Raw genomic sequence first — 23842 nt, 5'->3', positions numbered from 1 at the left:
CCACTCCCCCCCCACCACCACAAAGGATTGAAGATGCCGACCGCGACTCAGAAGAAAGAAACCCGCCTGCTGCCCGTCACAAATGAGGTGCTCGCGATCTTAGAACGTGTTTTAAAATTCACTTTTCCGCGCTGGCCAGTCTTTTCGACATGAGGCTGATCATGGCGACGTAGGTGATGGCTTCGCTGGAGGCGGTTGTTTTTTCGTAGTCCTTGCTGTTCCGTCGATGTCGGGCCAGCCAGGCGAAAGTTCGTTCCACGATCCATCGCTTCGGCAATACCACAAACCCTTTTAGGCCGACTGGCCTGAGCACCGTTTGTAGAATCCAACCAAACGTTTCCCAGGTCCAATCGGGCAACCCTGATCGACCGTACGCGAAGTCGCCAAACACAATCTTGATTCGCTTGAATTGCTCGCCCAGCTTGTCCATTACCCATTCGGCTCCGTCCTGGTCCTGCCAATCCGCGCTATGAACGACTATCGCGAGCAACAATCCGAGCGTATCGACCGCCACATGACGCTTGCGGCCCGTGATTTTCTTGGCCGAATCGTAGCCCCTTTCTTCACCTCCTTCGGCCGTGCGAACCGATTGGCTGTCGATGATCGCTACCGTGGGTGTCGACTTCTTGCCTGCCGCTTTGCGTGTTTTGGCTCGCAACGCATCATGAATCTTCTGCCACGTGCCATCATTTCTCCAACGCCAGAAGATGCCGTAAACCGTACTCCAATTCGGAAAGTCCTTAGGCAGCATCCGCCACTGGCAGCCCGTGCGGACGACGTACAAGATCGCGTTGATGATCCGCCGGCGGTCAATCGGACGACGTCCGAACTGCGAACGTGCTGGCAACAACTGACGAAGCAATTGCCATTGTCGATCGGTGACATCACTGCCATACTTCCTTTCCGTTTTCATGCTACGGCTCCTTCCTCAGGCTGCTAACCAAAAGAGGGAGCCGTAGCTGTTTTTCTTTAATCAGGCAATTTCAAAACACGTTCTGAGACAACGAGCGAGAAAACAAACTGCGGATGGCGGTTGCGTTCGAGGCGGTTGTCGATGCCCTAGAATCTCGCCATGCCCTACTCACCCCCGCTGAATTTCATGTGAGCCCAGAAGAGTGGGCGATACTCCAGACGGGCGTAGCGAGCGGTCGGAGCGGCCAGCCTCGAATCGAGAGCAAGCACGACGTTGCGAGACTCTTACAGGCTCGCCGCAATTGCAATCGAATGCTTGAGGAAATCGGGGGCTGGCCCGAACCGTTACAGGCCGCCCAACAGAAACTGGAGGAAGCCGAAAAAACGCTAAATGAAACGCGGGCCACTATCGAGGATCTTTCGGTAGAGGCGGAAAACGAACCGGCGTTGGAGTCTCAGTTGCGAGCAATTACCTCACGGCTGGCTGGTCTCCGCGAACGGCACTCGAAAGCGAACAGCGACGTGATTCGCATCAAACGCTTGTATGATTGTTTGTGCAAATCGGCTCCCCCCATCTTACGTGAAGTCGTCGAGCGTCGAGCCACGGATTTGGGGGTGGATGCATCGCGGCGAGCGGCCGAGCATCTTGCTCGCGAGATCGCAGACGAAAAGAGAATGAGCGATCAAAGCAATTCGCAATCGCTGTGGTCTTGGCTTTCGCCACACACTCGATATCGCATCGTATGGCAGGCGGTGAAGAACCTCTGCCCGGAGGCCTTGGAAGTCTCCAGCGAAGGAAAGAAATCGCTGAATCGTAAAAGGTGGAGCGAGTTTCTTGAGAGCATGCGTGAAGCCATTCCAGCGAAAGAAAAGAAGCTTGCGGAGCTTCACCAAGAGATCGAGCAATTGGTGGAAGAATCACGCGAGCCGATCCATGCGTGGATCAATGCGCGACAGCTAGAAGTTTCGATGCTGCTGCCGAGCGACTGAGCTAATCAGTCGTGGTGGCGGTTTTTCCGTTTTAGGTTTTGCAAAGGAGTCATGGAGATGAGCGAACAATCAAACAGTCAAGCCAGTGAGGAAGAAGTGGGAGGCCTGTCGCTAGCGGAGGCACGCGTCAAGGTGCGCGAGATCCAACGAGAAAGCGGCAAGACTCGCAGGCAAGCGTGGGCAATTTTGAAGCGTCGGAATCCCAACGCACGCGAAGCCTCGAAAATGGGCCGCCTACCACTGTAGCAGACCTTGCGGATGGCAGCGGGCTTGCTCGCGACGGTCGGCCGCTGGCGGCCCGCTGCCACTTGAATTCACCAGCGGGCTGCTATTGCGTTGGGTTGACGAAAAGGGCTCAGGTGATGAGCCAAAGCAAAAGCCAACGCGAGGCGATGGCAGGCGAGCTGTGGCGAGCCCTGGGGCACCCCCCACCCCCCCCGGGGGCCAAGGGTCCTTTGCCGGCCCCCCCTCCCGCAGTGGGCTCCGCCAGCAATCGCGGCACTTTTATTTACTCGAAGGTCAGAGGGTAAGTAAGTAAGTGGGCGCGGCTAGAAGGCCCCAGATGGCGTTCCCCCCGGTATTCCAGAAGCTCCTCGCCGCCAAATCACTTACTTACAGAGGCTCTCAGAAGGGATTTAAGCATGGGCACAAAGTTCGAACTTCAAGGCTCCGGTCGCGGTGCGGTGGAGCTGATCCGTCAGCTAAACGCCGAACTCGACAAATCGGAACAGCAAGGGGCCGGCGCGGCGAAAGGCCTCGCGAAGCTGAAGAGCGAGGCGGAGCGATTCGCGGCCACGGGCGACAAGGTCGAGCAGTATAACCACAAGCTCGCGCGGCTCGCCCAGTACGTCGAAAAGGGAGCCTTGGAGCAAGGCAAGGCCGAAGCCGCTGCGAATCGTTGGCGTCAACAGCTTGACCGCCTCGACCCAAAGCTTCGGGAGGCGGCCGAGAGCGAACGCAAGCTCGCAGCGGAGTCGGAGCGAGTCAAGCAGGCGCTGCGGCAGCAGGGTGAAACGCTCAAGCAGTCGCTGGAAACTCCGCAGGAGTCGTTCAACCGAAAACTACGTGAAACGATTAAGCTGCACCGGGCGGATGCGATCAGCGTAGAGACGCGGCGACGTAGGATCGCCCAGCTTCGTGGCGAGCTGCACGCGGCGACCTCGGCCACCAAGGGGATGTTCAGCAAGCAGGTGCTTAGCGGTTTGGCCGCTGGCGTGACTGGCTTGCTGAGCGTTGGGTCGGCCGCCAGCACGGCAATGCAGACACTCCGTCAGATGGAACAAACCGCGCAGTCGGCCAGCAGCGCGGTGGTTGAATCGCTCGGGTCACTCGGCGAGCTGCAGCAGGTCTCCGACTCGCCGGAAGATTACTTGGCCAATCTCGGCGTGGCTCGGGAGGCGGTCAAACGCGGCATCTTCGAGAATTACTCGCAGGGCGGTGATTTCGCGATCGCTGTGAAGAATGCAGGCTACTCGAAAGAGGACGTGAGGGCGCTCCTCGATATCGGAGAGAACCGACAAATCGCTGGCGACAAGCTGATTGAGTTCGGCAAGTCCGCCAGCAAAGTTGGCAACCTGTATGATGGGCGGTATTCACTGCGCGAAATCGCCGACCGTGTCTCAGTGTCTTCGAAGGAAACGCAGGTGTCGGCGGCTGAGACCGCCCAGGCCAGCACGAAGTTTGGGCAGCAGTCTCGCGAGTTGAAGTTCACCGGCGACTCTTCAATGGCGGCGTTGGCCGTGCTGGAAAAACAGGCGGGCAACATCGACCAGGCGGGAACGCAGCTCGGCGCGTTCTATAACTCGCTCCTACGTCGCGGCCTGGCGAAAGGGACGCTGGTAGAAACGCTCGATAGCATCCAATCGCAAGTAGATGCTGGAAGCACGGCCATCAACGTGTTGGGCGAGAGCAACGCTGCGATGGCGTTCTCGGCGTTGCAGAACGATCGTGCAGGCTTCGCTCGGATTCGCAGCAACCTCGCCGCGGCCGATGGCTACCTGGATGCTCGCCGGTTCATTGATGTCGATCCTTCCGTGAGCGCCGCGAATATGGTGCCCGGCTCGGCTGGTCGGTTGAAAGATGCGGCCTTGAAGTATGGCGATATTGAATCGGCGAGCGAGGCGGCCGCGAACGACATCGAAGCAGCCTGGCTCCGTCGCGGCCATCCAACCATGGCGGCCATTGGTCGCGGCCTGACGAATACGCAAGACGCGCTAGGTGATGATCGCAGTATCGTGCTAGGCGCGGCGAGGAACGAATACATCGGTCTCGAGAACCGCCTTGGGTACGCGAAGTATTTGCAGTCGACCCCCGGCAACGCAAACGAAGCGATCGTGCTTCAGAGGCTCATTCCGCTACTAGAAGAGCAATTGGAAGTCCAAAAACGAAGCCTTGGGATTCAAGAGCAAAACGAGCTGGATAAGGGCAGCGAGCGCGTGCCTGTGCGAGTCTACGGCACGCCTGAGAAATCTGCTGGCGAACTCCTCTACGAACGCTACGGCACGACCCAACAGGAGTAGTGAGAAACGCATGACCATCGACAAACACATTCGCAAGCTCTTCGTAGATTGCTACGTCGGCCTGCCCCACATCGATATTCAGATGCACCAGGCGGCCGAGCACATGACCTCGGCTTTCGTCGACTGGCTAATCACGGACCTGGTCACCGTCGACGAGGTCCGCGCGTGCAGCACGTTCGAAGAGCTGTTAACGCTCGGCAGCGAGGTTGCAGAGAAGCGAATCGCACAGTTGCCCGCCGACGTGCAGGCCGTCGCTCGTGAGTCGGTCGAAAACGCGAATAAGGTGCTGCGCGAGGAGTTGGCGATGCTGAAACAGGAGGTCGGCCTGGTGCCACCGTCGTAGGCGGCGGGCTCGGCCGAGCGATTCTGTCCAGGAAACGTTTCCTGAACAGATCGAACATCCCGGTAAGTTTACCGGAAGGTTCAACGAGTACTCGAGCGACGTCGCTGGCGGCGGTGGTCGATCGACTGGAAATCGGTGCAACTTTTTGCACCGATTTCTGACCGCAGCGATGGTGGATAGACTCCGGAATTATTTCCGGAGTCGGGTGGCGAAATCGGTGGAATATTTTCCACCGGTTTCGAAGCGTGAGTGTGGGCCGATCGGTTGTGCCACTTTTTGCACAACCGGTTCTGAGTGCTTCGTAAACTCAGGAAACAGTTCCTGAGTCTACGAGCGGCGAAACGTCAGGCAAAAATGCCTGAACCTTTCGAGCGAACCTTCAGCAACTTTTTGCTGAATGTTGGGGGCGGTCGCGATTGAGATCCCGCCACGTCGCTGGCGGTGGTGCTGCAGGCGGTGGCCGATCGGTTCAGGCAACGTTGCCTGAACCGATCGCTAGTGAACACCCAGAAAGTGCGCTTGACCTTTCAGTGGCGGAAATGCAGAATGTGAGCATGAAACGCCCTTAACGGGAATAGATGACTATGAAACCCAACGATGAAATCAGAGAGCATGCGCGTATTGGTGTGGGGTATCCGCAAGGACCCCGGGCGGGTTCATCTCCGCCTCATAGCGCCAGTACGCGCATGCTCTTTCTTTATGGACTCGCCACTCTGGCGATCCATGGAAGGTTCAACGCGGATGATAAGTGTTGCGAAAAACAAGCGAGTCGCCCCCCTTTCTTCACGTTCCCCGGCTAGCAAGCGAGCGCTGAAGGACGTAGACATCGAGCGAGGGGAGCACCACTACAAGGAATCTTGTCGCTGCCCCCGCTGCAGCTATGCGAATGCGGCGGCCGATCGAATCGCAAGGTTCATGGCCTCGGAAAAGAAGCTCAGCGCAGTCACGAATCGCGATCGGGCGTTAGCTCGCTCGGCGCGGCGATTAGCGAGGCGAGCAGAGCTAAATGCTGCCACCGAGCAGGCGCGGGCCGAGTGGGCCGCGAACGTCGCGGCCAAGCAGCTATCGACCGACGAAGTGGTTTTCCCCGCCGGGATCAAGTGGGTCGACGTGGAACCGATCAGCAAGGCCGAACTGGCCGAGGTGCTGGCGGACGTGACCGGCGAATCGGAAGGGGGCTGCGAATGATGGCAACCGTCGTACCTAGGGCGCACGTGGTCGGGCACGATCTATTGGAGGCAGCAAAGCCACTTGCTTTGCTGGGATGGATCGCACCCGCCCTCATCACCGCACGCCTAGCCCTTGAAAGTGCTTTGCGTGAGATCGTCGCCGATGCGGGGTGCGAGCCCAAGCACCCTAGCGGTATCGTCGCACTAGTTGACGCTGCGGTGCTTCACGACTTGCTGCCAAGCCCTGTAGCGAGCAAAGCGAAGCGATATGCGGTGAGCCTCAATAGAGTGGCTCACGGCAAATCGATCAACCTGCAACTCGCGGTAGGCTTGATCGAGTCGATCGAGCATTACCTAGAAGAGCTGCGATCGAAGTAGTAGAGAGACCCACGCCGGCCGCGGCGAGAGTCGCGGCGGCGTGATTTTGAGTGTAACCCACGACAGGTGTTACCAGGTTGAGGCGGAGAAAGTGAAAACTGCCAGAAAGGCAGCCACAGGAAGCGTCAGAATCGCACGGAAGCGGTCGGCATGACCTTTGATACCTACGCTGGCCGAGGCCATCACCGCGGCAGCGTAATTTTGAACTAACCCACGACAGGTGTTACCAGGAGGGGGGAATCAGTGGCCAAACTTGGAAAAGACTCACGCGGAAATCGGTACATTCAATTCGAGAACCGCGACAAGCAGACCAAAACCATTCGCTTGGGGAAGGTCTCAAAGCGTGATGCGGAGGGGGTACGATACCACGTCGCGGAATTGGCGCAGGCCATGATTCTCGGTGGTGTCCCATCCCCGAAGACTACGCGATGGCTAGCAGAGGCCAGCGACCAGATTCGTGAGAAGCTGGCGAAGGTCGGCCTCTGTGAGGATCGTACCCAAGGCACCCTTGGGGTGTTCATTGCAGAATACACGGCGACACGTCCGGACGTGAAGGCCTCGACCAAGGCCGACTGGAAGCCCGTGCACAGGAGCCTACAAGAGTATTTCGGCGAGGGGCGTTCGCTTCGAACCATCACCAAAGGGGATGCGAAGGCCTGGCGTCGACACGCTGCCGAGGGCTCGCCCGAGCGTAAAGTGAAAGGCCGGACGATTCCGGCGAAGCCGTTGGCCGAGAACACGCTGCGGAAGTGGACGAAGATAGCGAAGTCGCTATTCAACGCAGCGATCGACCATGGTTTGCTGGAGGTGAATCCGTTCGCAGGGCTGCCTGCAACGGTAACCGAGAATCGAGAACGCGACTATTTCGTGACGCCAGAGCAGGCTTCCCGCGTGCTCCAGGCTTGCCCAGATCAGGACTGGCGAAGCATCTTCGCCCTTTGCCGCTGGGGTGGCCTGCGGTGCCCCTCTGAGGTGCTGACGCTGAAGTGGTCGGACGTGCTTTGGGATCAGAATCGATTCATCGTTGATAGCCCCAAGACTGGACACCGGGTAGTGCCGTTGTTCCCCGAGTTGCGGGCGGTTCTCGACGAAGCATACTTCGGCGACGACACCCCGGAGGTGTTCGTAGTGAACAAGCAACGCAACGCCACCGCGAACTTCCGTACCACGATGATGAAAATCGTGAGGCGGGCGGGCCTGGCTCCCTGGCCCAAGCTGTTCCACGCCCTGCGGGCTTCCAGGGCTACCGAGTTGGCCGACCAATGGCCTGGGCATGTCGCATCGGCCTGGCTTGGGCACTCCCAGGAGGTCGCCAATAAGCATTACCGACAGGTAACCGAAGACCACTTCGAACTGGCGGCCACTGGTACCGGGCGCGCTGCGCCATGCGCTGCGCAACCTGCTGTCAACGAGTTGCAAGAGGTATTGGCAAAAATCGACGGCACTGGAAATACAGAGGTATTACAGTTGTTGCGACTGGTTGACAGTTGTATAGTAGTCCGGGAGGGACTCGAACCCCCGACCAAGGGATTATGAGTCCCCTGCTCTAACCGACTGAGCTACCGGACCAAGTTGTACGTGGGCCTGGATCGCGAGGATCCGCCCCTTGGTAAGTTATCAAGTATACACACCTAGCCCATGGCTGGGCGAGTGCCGCTGCCTGAGGTGTTGCTATGCTCGCCGCTTACCAGAGCGATTACTTTGTTGCCCGCTTGCGGGGTCAATTCGCTGTTAGTGGCCAGCACACGAAGGCGGCCTTTTTCGGGCACCAGGAACATTATCACCGCGGTCTCGCCATATTTTGTGCGGAAATCGTCGAGGGTGAAATCGTCGCTCAGAGTGGTTTTCTTGATGCGATACCCATCTTCGTACAGTTCTCGTAGGCGATCTTCCGTGAGATCCTGGGTAAACAGGATTCGACCTCGCAAGTGAGATGGAATCCGCTGATGTCGTTCGCTGGTTTTCTCGTGCAGGGCTAACTGATAGACATTCGCCGAGCCAAATTGTTCGGCAAATTGACTGACAGCCAGCGTATTTACTTCGTCGTTGGGGGTCATCGCCAGCAATTTCCCCACGTCGCCTAGGTCGGTCTCGCTGTGCACGAATTCGCTGCCGATGCTGGCGTAGCAGACCGAAAGCCCATCCATGCGGGCGGCGGAGATGTTCTCGGGGTTCGTGTCGACCATCAACGTCGAGAATCCTTCGTTCTTGAGCGCCTTCGCGATTTCGCGGTTCACAGGAGTCGCACCGACGAACATCACGCCCTGGGGATCTTCGCGGGAGAGGCCCAACCAGCGTGCCAAGGGGCCGAGCGACAGCCCGTAGATAGTGACCGTTCCCACGACGGTGAGAAAGGTAATGAGTACTAGCTTGTCGCCTTCGGCGGCGTATTCCGAGTTGTTCTTCGCGATGCCGAACGCAAACAGGGTGGCCACCGAAGCCGCAACGATTCCGCGAGGGTGAATCCACGCCAGGAACATGCGTTGCTTTTGAGTCAGTTCGCTGCCGATGGTCGAGATGAAAACTGCTAGTGGGCGGACCACCAGGATCAGCATCAACACCATGACGGCACCACCCCAGCCAACATCCTTAAGCTGCTCAGCGGTCGGTTGGATTCGCGAGGCTAGCGCAATGAAGAGTACCGAGAGCAAAAGCACGCGCAGATTCTCTTTGAACTCGATGACGTGCTTGATGGTCACCTTGTGCTGATTGGCTAGGTACATGCCGAGTGCGGTGACCGTAACCAGACCCGACTCGGGTTGCAGCAGGTTCGAAACCGCAAATGCCATGAGGACCAGCGCCAGAATCACAGGATTCTGCAGGTAGTCGGGCACCAGGTAGCGTCGCATTAGTTCGCGGATTCCCCAGCCACCGATGTAACCGAGACCGATTCCGATAACCACTGTTTTGCCGAGCGCTACTAGCGTGCCATGAGCCATGGTGTCGGCCGAGGGATGGGCGACCGCTTCGTAAACCAACGCAGCCAGCACCGCTCCGATGGGGTCGTTGATAATGCCTTCCCATTTGACGACCGAACCGAGCTTGCGCTCCGGGCGTACCTGGCGCAATAGTGGAAGAATAACCGTAGGCCCGCTAACGGTGAGCAGCGCGCCGACCAATGCTGCCATTGGCCAGGAGAAACCGACCAGCCAGTGAGCCGCTAGCGCGGTGAGCACTGCAGTGATTAGTAGGCCAATGGTGACTAGCCGAATGACGACGCCGCTATGATCGCGAATCTCTTTGAAACTTAGCGACAGACCTCCTTCGAATAGGATCACCCCGACGGCAAGCGACACCATGGGGAACAGTATCGAAGAGCCTTCCAGGTAATCTTCGGGAGGGCCGACTAGATAACCAAGTCCGAAGCCAAAGAATAGTAGCAGCACAATCGCCGGCAACTTGAATCGCCATGCCAACCACTGCGCTGCAATGCCAACAGTCAGCAGAAGCGATAGGTAGATAGGTGTCGGCAATGAATCCATGGCAGCCGTTGGTTAGTAATGGTGAAAACCAGTAGAAGACAGCTACCAATCGCAGGGAGTCAGATATTAGGCAGCCTGGTCGGCGGCCTCAGTCTGCTCGATGTCTTCCGTCTCTTCTTTATTGGCTGGTTGCTTGTTTTGGCCAGAGTTGGCGGCTTCCATTTCCTCAAATACTTGCTTGGCGTCGGCTGGCAAATCGTCCAACACCATCACAAGTCCGCTTTCACGGATTGCCTTATCGGCGATTGGCAAGAACTCGCGTGCGAACTCTAAGCAAACACTCTCGGTGGCCTTTTCGTCGGGGCTAGATATCGAGGTGAAATAGAGCTTGTAAAGTGCCCGGCAGTAACCAAATGCAACACGTGCGTCCTCTGGACTTGTCCAGACGATCGATACATTGTCGGCCGAGGTTCCTTCGGCAAGTGGTTCGGGTTTCCACCATGCCCAATAAACTCGCTGAAAGGCTTCCTGACCATTGCGGGCAAGGCGAAACTTGGCCGTCGAGAATTCTGCGGTCGGGAGTTGCGGCACATCGATATCAACAGCACCGATCTTGCCAACTTGTTCGTAACCCGCATTCACATAACAGATGTTAGGCGTGTGTTGCGAAACTTGGCGGAAGTGCCCCACGATAAACCAAATGGATACTTGTTCATTGGTTTTCTTGTTGCGGTAGATACGATCGATGTAGCCATCGGCACCGGCCAGTTTACGAACGTCCTCGGCTACCTCGTTGTCTTCACCAACCCAGTCGCCAAATTCCTTAGGGATGCCGGTTTGCAGCAAGTAAGCACATTGCTTGGCTGGCATATTGGCTCCCCACACCCAATTCATCAGGTACCACTGGTAGCCAGTTAGTACCGCGAGGACCGGTAAAAGTACGATAAAAGGTAGGTATTTCGTCATGGGGGAGCTGCCTGGGAAAAGGTGCTTAAGTGCTTTGCAGGTAGTACTTTGCGCACACTAGGCCAAGTGTAAATAATACTTTGTAAGAATAGGCCTGTGTTCTGGGAGTGTCAAGCAATGGATCGCTGACAGGACCGCCGTGAGAGTGGCGAGAAACCGTCCCCACCGAGCATCTGTTTGCAGGCTTCTGGTAATGCGCAAACATTCAGCCTCGAGTTGCCTATGTCTCTTCTCTAATGCTACGCAGGCTGGCTTGGTAGTGTTCGGGGAGGATGGCCTTTAATCTCACCCGTTTTCAGGCCGTTTCATCTGCACAACCGACAAAGCTGGCTTGCGGAACAGGATACTGTTGGCAGAAAGCAAGTTGGTGTTATTCGCCGAGGAACTTCTTCACTACTTCGTCGGGAGCAGGCCCGTAGTCGCTCGGCGTCATCGAACACCCTGCCCGACCTTGGCTCAGACTCCGCATGGCACTGGAGTACCCAAACAGGTTGGCTAGTGGTGCCTCGGCATGCAGTACCGTGTCGTTGCCGCGAGTCTCGGTTTGATGGATGATGGCTCGTCGCTGTTGGAGGTCACCTACCAGGTCGCCGACGTGCTCATCCGGTGTAGATAGCTCAAGCTTCATAATCGGTTCAAGCAGCACAATGCCTGCTTCACGCAGTCCTGTGTCAAACGCGTGATTGGCGGCCGTGCGGAAGGCGATTTCCGTCGCGTCGGTCTCGTGTACTTCGCCGCCCAGCACGGTGACCTTCATTCGCATTAGCGGGAAGCCTAGCGAACCACCACCAGCGGCGGCGTTTTCCAGCTCTTCCATCACCACATTCAAGTATTCGTTGGGAAGCCCGTGATTGGGGTCGACCGTAACAGTAACCGGTGGAGCATGGGCGGCCAGCGGCCCGGTGGCTACGAACGGTTCGACGCGTAGCTTTACCGCTGCGGTATGTTGGACGCCGTTGATCAAGCGATTGCACTCGCCGACTACTTCGACCGCCTTGTCGACCGTTTCGCGGTAACTCACTCGTGGGCGATGCACCTTGACGTTCAGTTTGTAATCGCGTTCAAGCTTGTGCTGGATCACTTCCAGATGCAACTCGCCCATACCGCTGATGATGGTCTGGCCGGTCTCTTCGTTCTCAATCGCGGCAAACGTGGGGTCTTGCTTGCGAAGCATATCGAGCACGTCGGAGAGCTTCTTCTTGTCAGTTGTACTCTCTGGTTCGATAGCCATCGAGATCACGGTATCGGGGAACTCAATCGACTCGAGTTGAATCGGCTCACGAGTATCGCACAGCGTGTCGCCGGTAATGCTGTTGCGCAGTCCAATCACCGCACAGATATCGCCCGCTTGGGTTTCGGTGAGTTGCTCGTCTTTCTTGCTCGCATGCAGCCGCCAGAGCTGCGCGACGTTTTCTTTCTTGTTCTTGCCTGCGTTCAGCACACGGCTGTTCGGTTTAAGCTCGCCGGAGTAGATGCGAATCCAGTGCAGGTCGCCAGTCTTGAATGGTTGCACCTTGAACACCAATGCACAAAACGGTTCGGTGGTGTCCGGCTTGCGCGAGATCTTCTTGCTCTCGCCTTCTTCCCCCTTCTTTCCTCCCGATTTGCTGCTCGGATCGGTGCCAACCACGGGAGGCATCTCCAGCGGATTCGGCAGATAGGCGGCCACCGCGTCGAGCAGTGGCTGCACGCCCATGCCATGCAGGGCCGAACCGCAGAGCAAGGGTTGGATTTGCTGATGCACCGTGGCGTCGCGAATCACGCGATGGATCAGCTTCTCCGGAATCGGCTCTTCGGCAAGTGCCAGTTCCATCAACTCGTTGCTGTAGTCATAAAGCGATTCCAGCAGCTTCTCGCGATAGAGTTGAGCCTCGGTAAGCAGTTCTTCGGGAACGTCTTCTTCGTCGATGCGAATGTCTTCCTTCCCGCCGGGGAAGGTGAGCAGCTTCATGCGGATAAGATCGATCACGCCACGGAATGGATTGTCGGTGTGGGGAGGTCCTTGCCCAACGGGAATCTGTAGCGGAACCGGCGTCGCGTGCAACCGGTTCTCGATTTCTTCCAGCACCGCGTGGAAGTCGGCCCCTTCACGATCGAGCTTGTTAATGAAGGCAATCCGTGGCACGCCATACTTGTTAGCCTGACGCCATACGGTTTCGCTTTGAGCCTCTACACCTTCTCGGGCGCTAAACACTACCACCGCTCCGTCGAGCACTCGCAGGCTTCGCTCTACTTCAGCAGTAAAGTCGACATGCCCGGGCGTGTCGATCAGGTTGATGTTCACCTCTTTCCAAGGGAATTGCACGCACGCCGAATAGATGGTGATGCCCCGCTCGCCTTCCTCGGGATCGTCGTCGGTGGTGGTAGTACCTTGATCCACGGCGCCGGCGCGATGCTTTGCGCCGCTGACCCACAGCATTTGCTCGGTAACGGTGGTCTTGCCGGCATCGATGTGAGCAATGATGCCGAGGTTGCGAACTTTGGTAAGGTCGGTAGCCATGATTTCTTGGTGGAGTCGGAGCTCGCACGGGCAGCGTCGAGTCGACTCCCAATTGTGCTTACATGGCTCGGGCGGCCATGCTTGCGGGGATGCCAATTAGTAATAGTGCCAGCAGCATTTCCAGCCGCCAGTCATTCAGACCCAGCCAGCCTTTCACATGGATCCAGTAGTACAGACCAACTGCAACCGCTACAAACGTTGCCAGTAGTAAGTAGCAATGCCTTGAGCATCAGGAGGACTCGCAGCAACAGGAAATACTTGGTTCGGCTTGGTGTTACGATCCGCGCATGGAAAAAGCCAGGGGCCAGAGACCAAGATTCTACCATAAGAACCTTGATCCCTGACCCCTGGCCTTGATGACTTCTTTCGTTACCAGGCGAAGTGAGCAAATGCCCGGTTGGCGTCGGCCATACGATGGACGTTTTCGCGTCGGGTCATTGCAGTACCCTCGCGGTTGAATGCTTGAACCAGTTCGTCGGCCAGCTTCATGTGGGTGGGACGACCCTTCTTTTCGCGAACGGCCATCAGAATCCAGCGAATCGCCAGCGACTGTTGACGGGTGCGATTCACTTGCATCGGCACCTGATAGGCAGCACCACCAACACGCTTACTGCGAACTTCGATCGAAGGCTTAACGTTCTCCACCGCTTGGGTGAATACATCGATTGGCTCTTCGTCGGGAAGACGCTTTTTGATTTCGTCCAATGCATCGTAGAACACACGCTGTGCGGTGCTCTTCTTGCCATCCAGCATCAGATAGTTGGTGAATTTGGATGCAAGCACGGATCCGTAAACGGGATCGGGCTTCAGTTGTTTGCGGCTGGCGGTAATACGACCCATATTTGGCTCTCAAGTACTGGCGTTTAGCAATCAGCTAAAATGTCTGTTCAGGCAGTTTTCGGGTGACCAACCGTGATTCAAGGTCGGCCGACCGCCTGAGAGTGTGTGTTAACCCTTCTTCGCACCGTAACGGCTGCGGCTTTGCTTGCGACCGTTTACACCCAACGTATCAAGGGCACCACGGACGACCTGGTAGCGAACACCCGGCAAGTCGCGAACACGACCACCGCGGACCAGCACGATGCTGTGTTCCTGCAGGGTGTGGCCTTCGCCGGGGATGTATACCGTGACTTCCTTGCCATTCGACAAGCGAACACGGGTAATTTTCCGCAACGCGGAGTTTGGCTTCTTAGGAGTCATGGTCCGCACTTGCAGGCAGACACCACGCTTTTGCGGGCACTTCTCGAGCACGGGCGACTTGGAAAACTTCCGTTTCGCCTTGCGGTTCTTGCGAACTAGTTGGTTGATTGTGGGCATAGTGCAATAACGCGTTAGTACGTGGTCTAGGTCAGCCCCAAGGGACTTTGGGGAACCACTCAATATAAGGGAATATCTACGGCGGTCAACCGGCCCCTGGCCTGCAATTTTGAGGCCAGGGATTTCGGAAGAACCGCAATATCGGCAATCCCGGCAGGGATTACTCCATCGGTGGCGAAGGAGGCAGGTCTCCATCGTCCATCGCTGGTGGCTCGGGGTCGTTGCCGAGCAAGGCATCCAGGGTGCTGGGAATCTGACCCACTGCGGGTGGGAGTTCGCCGTTGCCAGCCTCGGGCATGCCCGATTGCAGCAGTGGGAAGCTCTTCTCCAGCAGCGAAGCCTTTTCGGCCGCGAGGGCTTCGAGGGCTTCGGGGTTGATCCGGACTTCCGACTCCTGAATGCTCCGGAAACCGGTACCTGCAGGAATCAAGTGACCCAGGATCACGTTTTCTTTCAGGCCGACCAGGTTGTCGGTTCGGCCAGCCAGGGCGGCTTCGGTAAGCACCTTGGTGGTTTCCTGGAAGCTCGCCGCCGAGATGAAGCTTTGGCTCTGCACCGAGGCCTTGGTAATACCAAGCAACTGGGTAGCGGCCGTGGCCTTCTTCGGTTTGGCGCCCTTCGCCAGGGTTCCGCCGAGGGCTTCGATCTGGGCGTTGGCTTGTTCGAGCACGTCCTTGGGAACGATGGCTCCTTCTTCGAACTCGCTGTCGCCCTTGTCCGAAATCCGCAAGCAGAGAGCGATTTTCTCGTTAGCCAAACGGAAGTCGTACTTGTCGACCACACTGCCTGGCAGCAGATCCGTATCGCCCGGCGATTCGATCTTCACCTTACGCAGCATCTGCGAAACGATGATCTCGATGTGCTTGTCGTTAATATCCACACGCTGACTGCGGTACACGTTTTGAATCTCGCGAGTCAGGTACTGCTGAACCGCTTCTTCGCCAGAGACACGCAAGATGTCGTGCGGTACCAAAGGACCATCGACCAGCGAATCGCCCGCTTTGACCAAGTCGCCCGTGTGAACGCGGGGGTGCTTGTTCTGCGTCACGAGATGCTCGCGTTCGATGCCGCTTTCGCTGCGGACGATAATCGAACGCTTGCCACGCTTCTTCTCTTGCATGATCTCGACGACACCGTCGATCTCGGCGATCACCGCAGGATCTTTCGGCTTGCGTGCTTCGAAAATCTCGGTCACGCGAGGCAGACCACCCGTGATGTCCTGGTTACCACCCGCTTCACGCGGGGTTTTGGCCAGCACCGCACCGGGAGCAATCTCGTCGCCTTCCTTAACTTCCAGGTAAGCCTTCTCGGGCATGTAGTAGAAGTCAAGAATCTTGCCATCGGCGGGATCTTCTACGACGATCTGCGGATGCAGGTCGCCCTTGTGATCCATCACCAGATAACGAGTATGGCCGGAGGCTTCTTTCTCGGCGCGAATCGTTTCGCCTTCGATGAGGTCTTCGAAGCGAACCTTACCACCAGTCTCGGCAAGAATTGGAATCGAGTGTGGATCCCATTCGCAGAGCACGTCGCCCTTCTTGACGGTCGAATCTTCTTCGAACATCACGTGGGCACCGGTCGGTACGTCGTATTTCTCGATTTCGCGGCCTTTTTCGTCGACCAGGGAGAGCTCACCGTTGCGAGCGAGCACGATGCGTTCGCCTTCGGCGTTAACCACAGCCTTCAGGCGGGCGTACTTGACGATACCTTCCTTGGTAGCCTTGATATCGCTCTTCTCGACGTCACCACTGGCCACGCCGCCGATGTGGAACGTACGCATCGTAAGCTGAGTACCAGGTTCACCAATACTCTGGGCAGCGATGATACCGACGGCCATGCCTTCTTCGACCAGGTTACCGGTCGACATGTCCATGCCGTAGCAAAGGCGGCAGATACCGAGTGGGGCGTCGCAGGTCATGCCGCTGCGAACCTGAATCTTCTCGAGACCCAGTTCCTCAATCTTGCCAGCGATTTGACCGGTGATGAGTTCGCTTTCGCCAACAATCACTTCGTCGGTAATCGGGTTCACGATGTTCGAACGGCTAACACGACCGCGGATCGAGTCGGCGAGGCTCACCTCGACCTTTTCACCACGGTAGATAATACCCTTGGTGATACCCTTGGTGGTGCCGCAGTCGTGCATGGTGACGACCACGTTTTGGGCGACGTCGGCTAGCTTACGAGTGAGGTAACCGCTGTCGGCCGTCTTCAAAGCAGTATCGGCCAGACCCTTACGAGCACCGTGCGTCGAGCTGAAGTACTCGAGTACCGTCAGGCCTTCGCGGAAGTTCGCTTTAATGGGGGTCTCGATAATCTTACCACTTGGCTTGGCCATCAGACCACGCATACCACCCAGCTGACGCATCTGTTCGACACCACCACGAGCACCGGAGTGGGCCATCAAATACACTGGGTTCACGTATCCGCCATCGCGGAAGTCGTTTTGCAGGGCGGTCATCATCGCGCTGGTGATTTCTTCACGAGCGTGAGTCCAGGCGTCGAGCACGCCGTTGTACCGCTCACCTTCGGTGATGATACCGCGTTGGTACAGCTTATTACGCTTGAGCACTTCCTTCTCAGCCGCGGCGAGAATCTTGCCCTTGCTGTCGGGGGTGACCAAGTCGTCGGTTGCGAACGACAAACCACTGAGTGTCGACTGCTTGAAGCCGAGACGATTCATGTCGTCGAGCAGATCGATCGTGCGACGACGTCCGAGGAACTCGTAGCAGTCGCTAATTACCTTCGACAACTGACGAGATACCAAAGCGGTGTCGTAGTAAGGCATGCCTTCAGGCAGGATCATGTTGAAGAACACACGGCCAACCGTGGTTTCAATCACCTTGCCCTTTGCGTTTGGATTGTCCATCTCTTCACGCATGCAGCGATCTTTTGGCAAACGCACCTTGATCTTCGCATGGGTGCTAACCTTGCCGGCTGCATGGGCCATCTCGACTTCTTCCATCGAGCTGAACGTCATGCCGTCGCCTTTGGAGTCGGGCACGTTCATCGTGATGTAGTAGCAACCCATCACCACGTCTTGCGACGGGCTAATAATCGGGGCACCATTGGCCGGGCTAAAGATGTTGTGCGTGCTCATCATCAGCGTGTGAGCTTCCACCTGAGCCTCGATCGACAGCGGCAAGTGAACCGCCATTTGGTCGCCGTCGAAGTCGGCGTTGAAGCCCTTACACACGAGCGGATGCAGGTTGATCGCGTTACCTTCGACCAGTGTCGGTTCGAAAGCCTGAATACCCATGCGGTGCAGCGTGGGAGCACGGTTCAGCAGCACGGGGTGGTTGGTGATCACCTCTTCGAGGATATCCCAAACCTCTTCGTCCTTGCGCTCGAGCATCTTCTTGGCCGACTTGATCGTGTCGGCATGCCCTAGCTCCTTGAGCCGGCGAATAATGAACGGCTGGTACAGTTCCAGGGCGATCTTCTTGGGGAGACCACATTGGTGCAGACGCAGGGTCGGACCGACCACGATCACGCTACGTGCCGAGTAGTCGACACGCTTACCAAGCAGGTTTTCACGGAAACGACCCTGCTTACCTTTAATCATGTCGGTAAGCGATTTGAGGGGGCGGTTCGAGCTACCGAGCACTGGACGCTTGCAGCGGTTGTTGTCGAACAACGCATCGACCGACTGCTGGAGCATACGCTTTTCGTTGCGAATGATCACTTCGGGAGCGTTCAGGTCGACCAGCTTCTTCAAGCGGTTGTTGCGGTTGATGATCCGGCGGTATAGATCGTTCAAGTCGCTTGTCGCGAAGTTGCCACTGTCGAGCAGCACGAGCGGACGCAGGTCGGGCGGGATCACGGGGATCACGTCGAGCACCATCCACTCTGGCTTGTTGTCGGAGTCGCGAATGGCTTCTACCGTTTTCAGACGGTTGATCAGGTCCTTGGCCTTTTGCTTCGAACCAGTCTCCTTGAGCTCTACACGCAACTCTTCCGAAAGCTTTACCAGGTCGAGTGCACCCAGCAGCTTGCGAATGGCTTCGGCGCCCATGTCGGCTTCGAAGGCACCTTCGCCGTATTCTTCGCGTGCAGCGCGGAACTCTTCTTCCGTGAGAAGTTGTTGCGGCTTCAGCGTGGTATCACCAGGATTGGTCACCACATAATCCTGGAAGTAGATCACCTTCTCCAAGCTGGTGGTCTTCATCGCCAGCAGCGAACCCAGGCGGCTTGGCATGGCCTTGAAGAACCAGATATGCACGATCGGTGCGGCCAGCTCGATGTGGCCCATCCGCTTGCGACGCACGCGGCTGTGGGTGACTTTCACACCACAGCGATCGCAAATCATGCCCTTGTACTTCATGCCACGGTACTTACCGCAGGCACATTCCCAGTCTTTCTCGGGACCGAAGATCCGCTCGCAGAACAGACCATCCTTCTCCGGACGATAAGTCCGGTAGTTGATGGTCTCGGGCTTCTTCACTTCGCCGAACGACCAACTACGAATGTCATGCGGACGGGCCAAGCTGATTTTGACCGAAGCATAGTCGTTAATGCGATCGAAGTTGGAAGTTTCGAGCAGGCTCATGTTTTAGCTCCTGGATGGGTATGGTTCACGCACAAGGCGTGAGATCGCAAAGAAATGAACAGTTTTGCTCACGTGTTCCCTGACGCTAATGCGCCTGTGCGTGAGCCTTCCGTGACCCTGCTCAGATCTGTCGTTTCTCCAACTGCATGTTCAGTCCCAAGCCGCGAATCTCGTTGGTCAACACGTCGAAGCTGGCAGGGGTACCTGCTTCCAGGGTGTTTTCACCCTTAACCATCGATTCGTAAATCTTGGTCCGACCTTCTACGTCGTCGCTCTTAACGGTCAGCAACTCTTGCAAGATGTAAGCAGCACCGTAGGCTTCGAGGGCCCACACTTCCATTTCACCGAAACGCTGGCCACCGAAGCGGGCTTTACCACCCAGAGGTTGCTGCGTAATCAGCGAGTAAGGACCCGTGCTACGGGCGTGGACCTTATCGTCTACCAAGTGATGCAGTTTGAGCATGTAGATGTAGCCAACCGTGGTGCATTGCTCCATCGGTTCGCCGGTGCGGCCATCGTTCAACCGAACTTTACCGTTGGTCGGCAAGCCGGCGTCGGTCAGGCACTGGTTGATTTCGTCTTCGTTGGCCCCGTTGAATACCGGAGTAACCGCACGGAAACCGAGCTTGGCACCGGCCCAGCCGAGGTGGGTCTCGAGAATCTGACCCACGTTCATACGGCTTGGCACGCCAAGCGGGTTCAGCATGATCTGCACTGGCGTTCCATCGTCGAGGAACGGCATGTCGGCAATCGGCATGATCTTCGAGATCACACCCTTGTTACCGTGGCGACCGGCCATCTTGTCACCGACCGAGATCACTCGCTTGGTGGCAATGTAAACCTTTACCATCTGCAGAACGCCGCTGCGGAGTTCGTCGCCACGCTTCATGCTGTTGAGCTTGCGATCGCGAGCATCGATGGCATCTTCCACCGCTGGCCATGATTGCTTGTGAATCCGTTCGAGATTCTTCTGCTTATCAGGGCTGCGTACGTCGATGCTTTCCAGGCGGAACGACTGGGCTTGTTCGGCGACGAACTTGGGATCCTGGTCGTGAACCAATGAGTTGCCGTCGTCGTCGACCAACTTGCGGCCGAGCACTTCTTCCATCTCGCTGACCATTGCATTGAAGCTCGTGGCGATTGCCTCGTTGCCTTCTTGCTCGGCCACCTTGAGGGAGTGCTCGAATTCCTTGCGTTCGTCTTCCGACAGGCTCATGCGACGCGAGAACTTCTGCGTGTCGATCACGATGCCTTCAACGCCCGACGGTACTTCGAGCGAATCGTTCTTCACATCTTCACCAGCACGACCGAAAATAGCGTGCAGTAGTTTTTCTTCCGGAGTCAGTTCGGTCTTGCTCTTCGGCGAAACCTTACCGACCAGAATGTCACCCGGCTTCACGTACGTGCCGATCTGCACGATACCGCTCTCGTCGAGGTTGCGAAGCATCTTTTCGCTGACATTCGGAATGTCGCGAGTGAACTCTTCGCGGCCCAGCTTGGTTTCGCGGATTTCGACGTCGAACTCTTCGATGTGAATCGAAGTGTAGGTGTCGCGTTGCACCAGCTCTTCGCTCAGGATGATCGCATCCTCGAAGTTGTAGCCTTCGAACGACATGAACGCGACGAGCACATTACGACCAAGAGCCAGGTCGCCCTTGAACGTGGCAGCACCATCGGCAATCACCTGCCCCTTTTCGACCTTGTCGCCAGGCTTGACGATTGGCTTCTGGTTCTGGCAAGTGCGTTCGTTTAGGCCGACAAACTTGCGAAGCTTGTGCACTTCGGGGCCAATTTCAATTCGCTCGGCATCCACATAGGTCACCGTGCCCTTGTGGCCAGCACGCACGAGCATGCCGCTATGGCGGGCGACGTCGCGCTCCAGACCGGTACCAACCACTGGAGGTTCAGCCACCAGCAGAGGAACAGCTTGTCGCTGCATATTCGAACCCATCAACGCGCGGTTCGCGTCGTCGTGCTCGAGGAACGGAATCAAACCGGCCGAGACACCAATCATCTGGCTCGGAGCGACATCCATGAACTCGATCTTGTCGGTCGGCACCAGCACGAAGTCCGACTTGAAGCGAGCGACAATGGTATCGCCAACCAAGGCGTCGTTTTCCACCGCAGAGTCAGCCGAAGCCACGTATGCGCGGTGCTCTTCGTCGGCACGCAGCCAGATCACGTCGTCGGTGAGCTTGCGATTCTTGATCACTCGGTAAGGAGTAACCAGGAACCCGTACTCGTCAACCGACGCGTACATCGCCAGGCTCGAGATCAGACCGATGTTCGTACCTTCCGGCGTTTCAATCGGGCAGATACGACCGTAGTGCGAAATGTGAACGTCACGCACTTCGAAGCCGGCACGCTTACGGTTAAGACCACCAGGGCCTAATGCCGAAAGACGGCGTTCGTGCGTGAGCATCGACAGCGGGTTCGTTTGGTCAACCACCTGCGACAGTTCACCACGCCCGAAGAAGTACTCGATCGCAGCCGAAATACTCTTGGGGTTGATCAGGCTGCGAGGAGTCATGTCCTCCTGGTCCTTCAAACTCATCCGTTCCTGCACGGTACGGCGGAGCTTGAGGAAACCCTTGCGAAGTTCGTCGCAAGCGAGTTCGTCGATGGTACGCAGACGACGATTACCAAGGTGATCGATATCGTCGATCTGGTAATCGCTGTCGGTGGCGGCCAGGCCGAGGATGTACGACACCGAATTGATGATGTCTTCCGGCCGCAGGATCATCTCCGTTTCGGGAACGTTGATGTCGAGCTTACGGTTGATGCGGAAACGTCCGACGCGGCCTAGACGATACCGGTTGGTATCGTAGAACTTCTCGCTGAACAGCGTGCGAGCCTTCTCGAGTTGAGGAGGATTACCCGGACGAAGCCGCTGGTAAATGCGAAGCAATGCTTCTTCGTGGCTGCTGGTAACATCGTCGGCCAGAGCGTTCAGCAGGTGAGGAGTCGGCGGGGGATCCATGATCTCCACGCTCTTCACACCCGATGTGCAGATGATTTCAGCAGTATTCTTCGTGATGCGATTGCCGCATTCGACGATGATCTCGCCAGCGCGATCGCTGCCGACTGGGTAGACGATGTCGTCGACTGCAATCTTGCTTTCGATCTTAGTCGCGCTGCGACCGTCGACGATCTTTTGCTTAGCCGTCTCGAAGAACGCCCGCAGGATGTCCGAGTCGAGCGAGAACTTCGGATCCATCGCACGCAGTAGGGTAACCACCGAGAACTTACCGCTCTGGTCGATACGTACCGTGATGCTGTCTTTCTTGGTCGTGTTGACTTCGATCCAGCTACCACGTTCGGGGATCACTCGGCAGCTATAGACCTTGCGCTCACCAACTTCGACTTCACTTACGAAGTCAATACCAGGGCTGCGGTGCAGCTGACTCACAACCACCCGCTCGGCACCGTTGATGATGAATTCACCACCGCCGAGCATCACTGGCAGGTCGCCCAGGTACACTTCTTCTTCTACCGGCTCATCCCCTTTGTTCAAACGCAGCCAAATGCGGAACGGGCGGCCGTAGGTCAGGCGAAGCTGACGGCATTCGTCGGGATCGTAGCGGGGCTTGCCGAGTTCGTAATGCAGGTAATCGAGGCTAATCGACTTGTCGTAGCTCTCGATCGGGAAGATTTCCTGCAATACCGATTCGAGGCCCTCGTCCTTACGTTTCTGCGCGGGTTTGCCGCTACCAGTGTATTGAAGGAAGTTGGCGTAGCTGGCGGTCTGGATCGCGGTCAGGTCTGGGAGTTCCAGCGGATCGCGGCCGCCACCAAAAACACGGATTTCCTTGGTATCGAGACGTCGTTGCGCAGGCACAGCCATGGCGGAACTACTCCATTGGTTGGACGTAAGGGTCCGTTGATCGAACGTGAAGGGCCCGAGGCGACACGCGGGCAGATACGCCAGTCACTTCGATAAACGTACGGAAGGCCGGCTGCACCAAAGGCGCGCAGCGGCCTACTTCGCACTTCACCGAAGGGGCGATGAGGATGGACAGCAGCGGAAAGCTCATGCAATCGGCCGAAAGGGAAGGCAAGCAAGCGTGGCCAGTTAAGGTGTTATACCAGAAACCGACCACTATGGGCACTCGCGTAACTTCCACCACGCACAAAAAGCCCGCAGGCTAGGCGGTGTGGGTAGGTTGGGGTGGCGAAATTCGCGCACCCCTTACCTTGCCACGCGAAACGGCATCCAGCGACACTCACGCGTACCTGCACCATGAAGGGGCAGGGAACACGATTGAGTGCTACTTGATGGAGACCGTAGCGCCAGCTGCTTCCAAAGCTTCCTTGAGCTTCTCGGCATCTTCTTTCGAGATACCTTCCTTGACCTTGCTGGGGCAGCCTTCGACCATTTCTTTGGCTTCCTTCAGACCCAGGCCAGTCGCGGTGCGGACTTCCTTGATGACGCCGATCTTCTTGTCGCCGAAGCCTTCGAGCACGACGTCGAATTCGGTCTTCTCTTCCGCAGCGGCAGGACCGCCTTCGGCGGGAGCAGCCATCATCACGGCACCACCACCCGAAGCGGGCTCAATACCATGAACGTCCTTCAGGTAATCGCTAAGTTCCTTCGCCTCTTTGAGGGTCAGGCCAATAATCTTCTCTCCGAGGTCCTTGGTGGTTTCGGAGTATTCGGCAACTGCTTCGTCGCTCATGGTTACGGTTCCCTTTCTCGCTGGATCGGCCGCGGGCGGGCCTTGTCAATTGACGGTGTCGGTATTCGCGGGGCTTGGCAATCGCTACTCAGGCTGCACCAAAG

General features: G+C 57.1%; 16 protein-coding genes and 1 tRNA gene. 7 read left to right on the top strand and 10 right to left on the bottom strand.

Annotated elements, in window-relative coordinates; translation table 11 throughout:
* Window positions 1-118: 118 nt before the first annotated feature.
* The gene (locus Pan181_RS21125; RefSeq protein ID WP_145245101.1) at window positions 119-913 is read right to left on the bottom strand and encodes an IS5 family transposase; all 795 of its coding nucleotides are present in this window, start codon (window positions 911-913) and stop codon (window positions 119-121) included.
* 311 nt (window positions 914-1224) lie between these two features.
* Between Pan181_RS21125 and Pan181_RS21120 the strand changes: the two genes are divergently transcribed.
* The 7 genes from Pan181_RS21120 to Pan181_RS27075 all read left to right on the top strand — a co-directional run bounded on the left by Pan181_RS21120 (window position 1225) and on the right by Pan181_RS27075 (window position 7847).
* Window positions 1225-1902 (top strand): hypothetical protein, encoded by a 678-nt coding sequence (locus Pan181_RS21120; RefSeq protein ID WP_145249803.1) that lies wholly within the window; start codon window positions 1225-1227, stop codon window positions 1900-1902.
* A gap of 57 nt (window positions 1903-1959) precedes the next feature.
* A complete protein-coding gene (locus tag Pan181_RS21115) occupies window positions 1960-2148 on the top strand; it encodes a hypothetical protein (protein ID WP_145249802.1) in 189 nt (62 codons plus the stop codon).
* A 395-nt stretch (window positions 2149-2543) separates the two neighbouring features.
* Window positions 2544-4421, top strand: coding sequence for a hypothetical protein (locus Pan181_RS21110; RefSeq protein ID WP_145249800.1), 1878 nt, complete (start codon window positions 2544-2546; stop codon window positions 4419-4421).
* Window positions 4422-4431: 10 nt separating this feature from the next.
* On the top strand, window positions 4432-4764 hold the full coding sequence (locus Pan181_RS21105; RefSeq protein ID WP_145249798.1) for a hypothetical protein: 333 nt from the start codon (window positions 4432-4434) through the stop codon (window positions 4762-4764).
* Between the two features lie 915 nt (window positions 4765-5679).
* Window positions 5680-5952, top strand: a complete 273-nt coding sequence (locus Pan181_RS21100; RefSeq protein ID WP_145249796.1) for a hypothetical protein — start codon at window positions 5680-5682, stop codon at window positions 5950-5952.
* Window positions 5949-6311: a hypothetical protein gene (locus tag Pan181_RS21095; RefSeq protein ID WP_145249794.1), complete on the top strand. Its 363-nt coding sequence runs from the start codon at window positions 5949-5951 to the stop codon at window positions 6309-6311. The genes Pan181_RS21100 and Pan181_RS21095 overlap by 4 nt, the downstream gene beginning before the upstream one ends.
* A gap of 390 nt (window positions 6312-6701) precedes the next feature.
* Window positions 6702-7847, top strand: coding sequence for a tyrosine-type recombinase/integrase (locus tag Pan181_RS27075; RefSeq protein ID WP_145252379.1), 1146 nt, complete (start codon window positions 6702-6704; stop codon window positions 7845-7847).
* Here the strand turns inward: Pan181_RS27075 and Pan181_RS21085 are convergent.
* The 9 genes from Pan181_RS21085 to rplL all read right to left on the bottom strand — a co-directional run bounded on the left by Pan181_RS21085 (window position 7807) and on the right by rplL (window position 23738).
* Window positions 7807-7880: transfer RNA gene (locus Pan181_RS21085), tRNA-Ile, on the bottom strand. The genes Pan181_RS27075 and Pan181_RS21085 overlap by 41 nt on opposite strands.
* A 62-nt stretch (window positions 7881-7942) precedes the next feature.
* On the bottom strand, window positions 7943-9793 hold the full coding sequence (locus Pan181_RS21080) for a cation:proton antiporter (protein ID WP_145249792.1): 1851 nt from the start codon (window positions 9791-9793) through the stop codon (window positions 7943-7945).
* Between the two features lie 66 nt (window positions 9794-9859).
* Entirely contained in the window at window positions 9860-10699 is an 840-nt protein-coding gene (locus Pan181_RS21075; RefSeq protein ID WP_145249790.1) for an exosortase-associated EpsI family protein, read from the bottom strand.
* A 370-nt stretch (window positions 10700-11069) separates the two neighbouring features.
* Window positions 11070-13199, bottom strand: a complete 2130-nt coding sequence (gene fusA, locus Pan181_RS21070) for an elongation factor G (RefSeq protein WP_145249788.1) — start codon at window positions 13197-13199, stop codon at window positions 11070-11072.
* Window positions 13200-13568: 369 nt separating this feature from the next.
* Window positions 13569-14039 (bottom strand): 30S ribosomal protein S7, encoded by a 471-nt coding sequence (rpsG, locus tag Pan181_RS21065; RefSeq protein WP_145249787.1) that lies wholly within the window; start codon window positions 14037-14039, stop codon window positions 13569-13571.
* A gap of 108 nt (window positions 14040-14147) precedes the next feature.
* Window positions 14148-14516 carry a 30S ribosomal protein S12 gene (gene rpsL, locus Pan181_RS21060; RefSeq protein WP_145249785.1) on the bottom strand — a complete coding sequence of 123 codons (369 nt, stop codon included), beginning with the start codon at window positions 14514-14516 and terminating at the stop codon, window positions 14148-14150.
* A 160-nt stretch (window positions 14517-14676) separates the two neighbouring features.
* Window positions 14677-19062: a DNA-directed RNA polymerase subunit beta' gene (gene rpoC, locus Pan181_RS21055; RefSeq protein ID WP_145249783.1), complete on the bottom strand. Its 4386-nt coding sequence runs from the start codon at window positions 19060-19062 to the stop codon at window positions 14677-14679.
* A gap of 121 nt (window positions 19063-19183) precedes the next feature.
* On the bottom strand, window positions 19184-22906 hold the full coding sequence (gene rpoB / locus Pan181_RS21050) for a DNA-directed RNA polymerase subunit beta (RefSeq protein WP_145249782.1): 3723 nt from the start codon (window positions 22904-22906) through the stop codon (window positions 19184-19186).
* Window positions 22907-23330: 424 nt separating this feature from the next.
* Window positions 23331-23738: a 50S ribosomal protein L7/L12 gene (gene rplL / locus Pan181_RS21045; RefSeq protein ID WP_145249781.1), complete on the bottom strand. Its 408-nt coding sequence runs from the start codon at window positions 23736-23738 to the stop codon at window positions 23331-23333.
* Window positions 23739-23842: the final 104 nt, after the last annotated feature.

Source organism: Aeoliella mucimassa, assembly GCF_007748035.1.
Lineage (GTDB): Bacteria > Planctomycetota > Planctomycetia > Pirellulales > Lacipirellulaceae > Aeoliella > Aeoliella mucimassa.
This window is presented reverse-complemented; position numbering and strand designations above follow the sequence as displayed.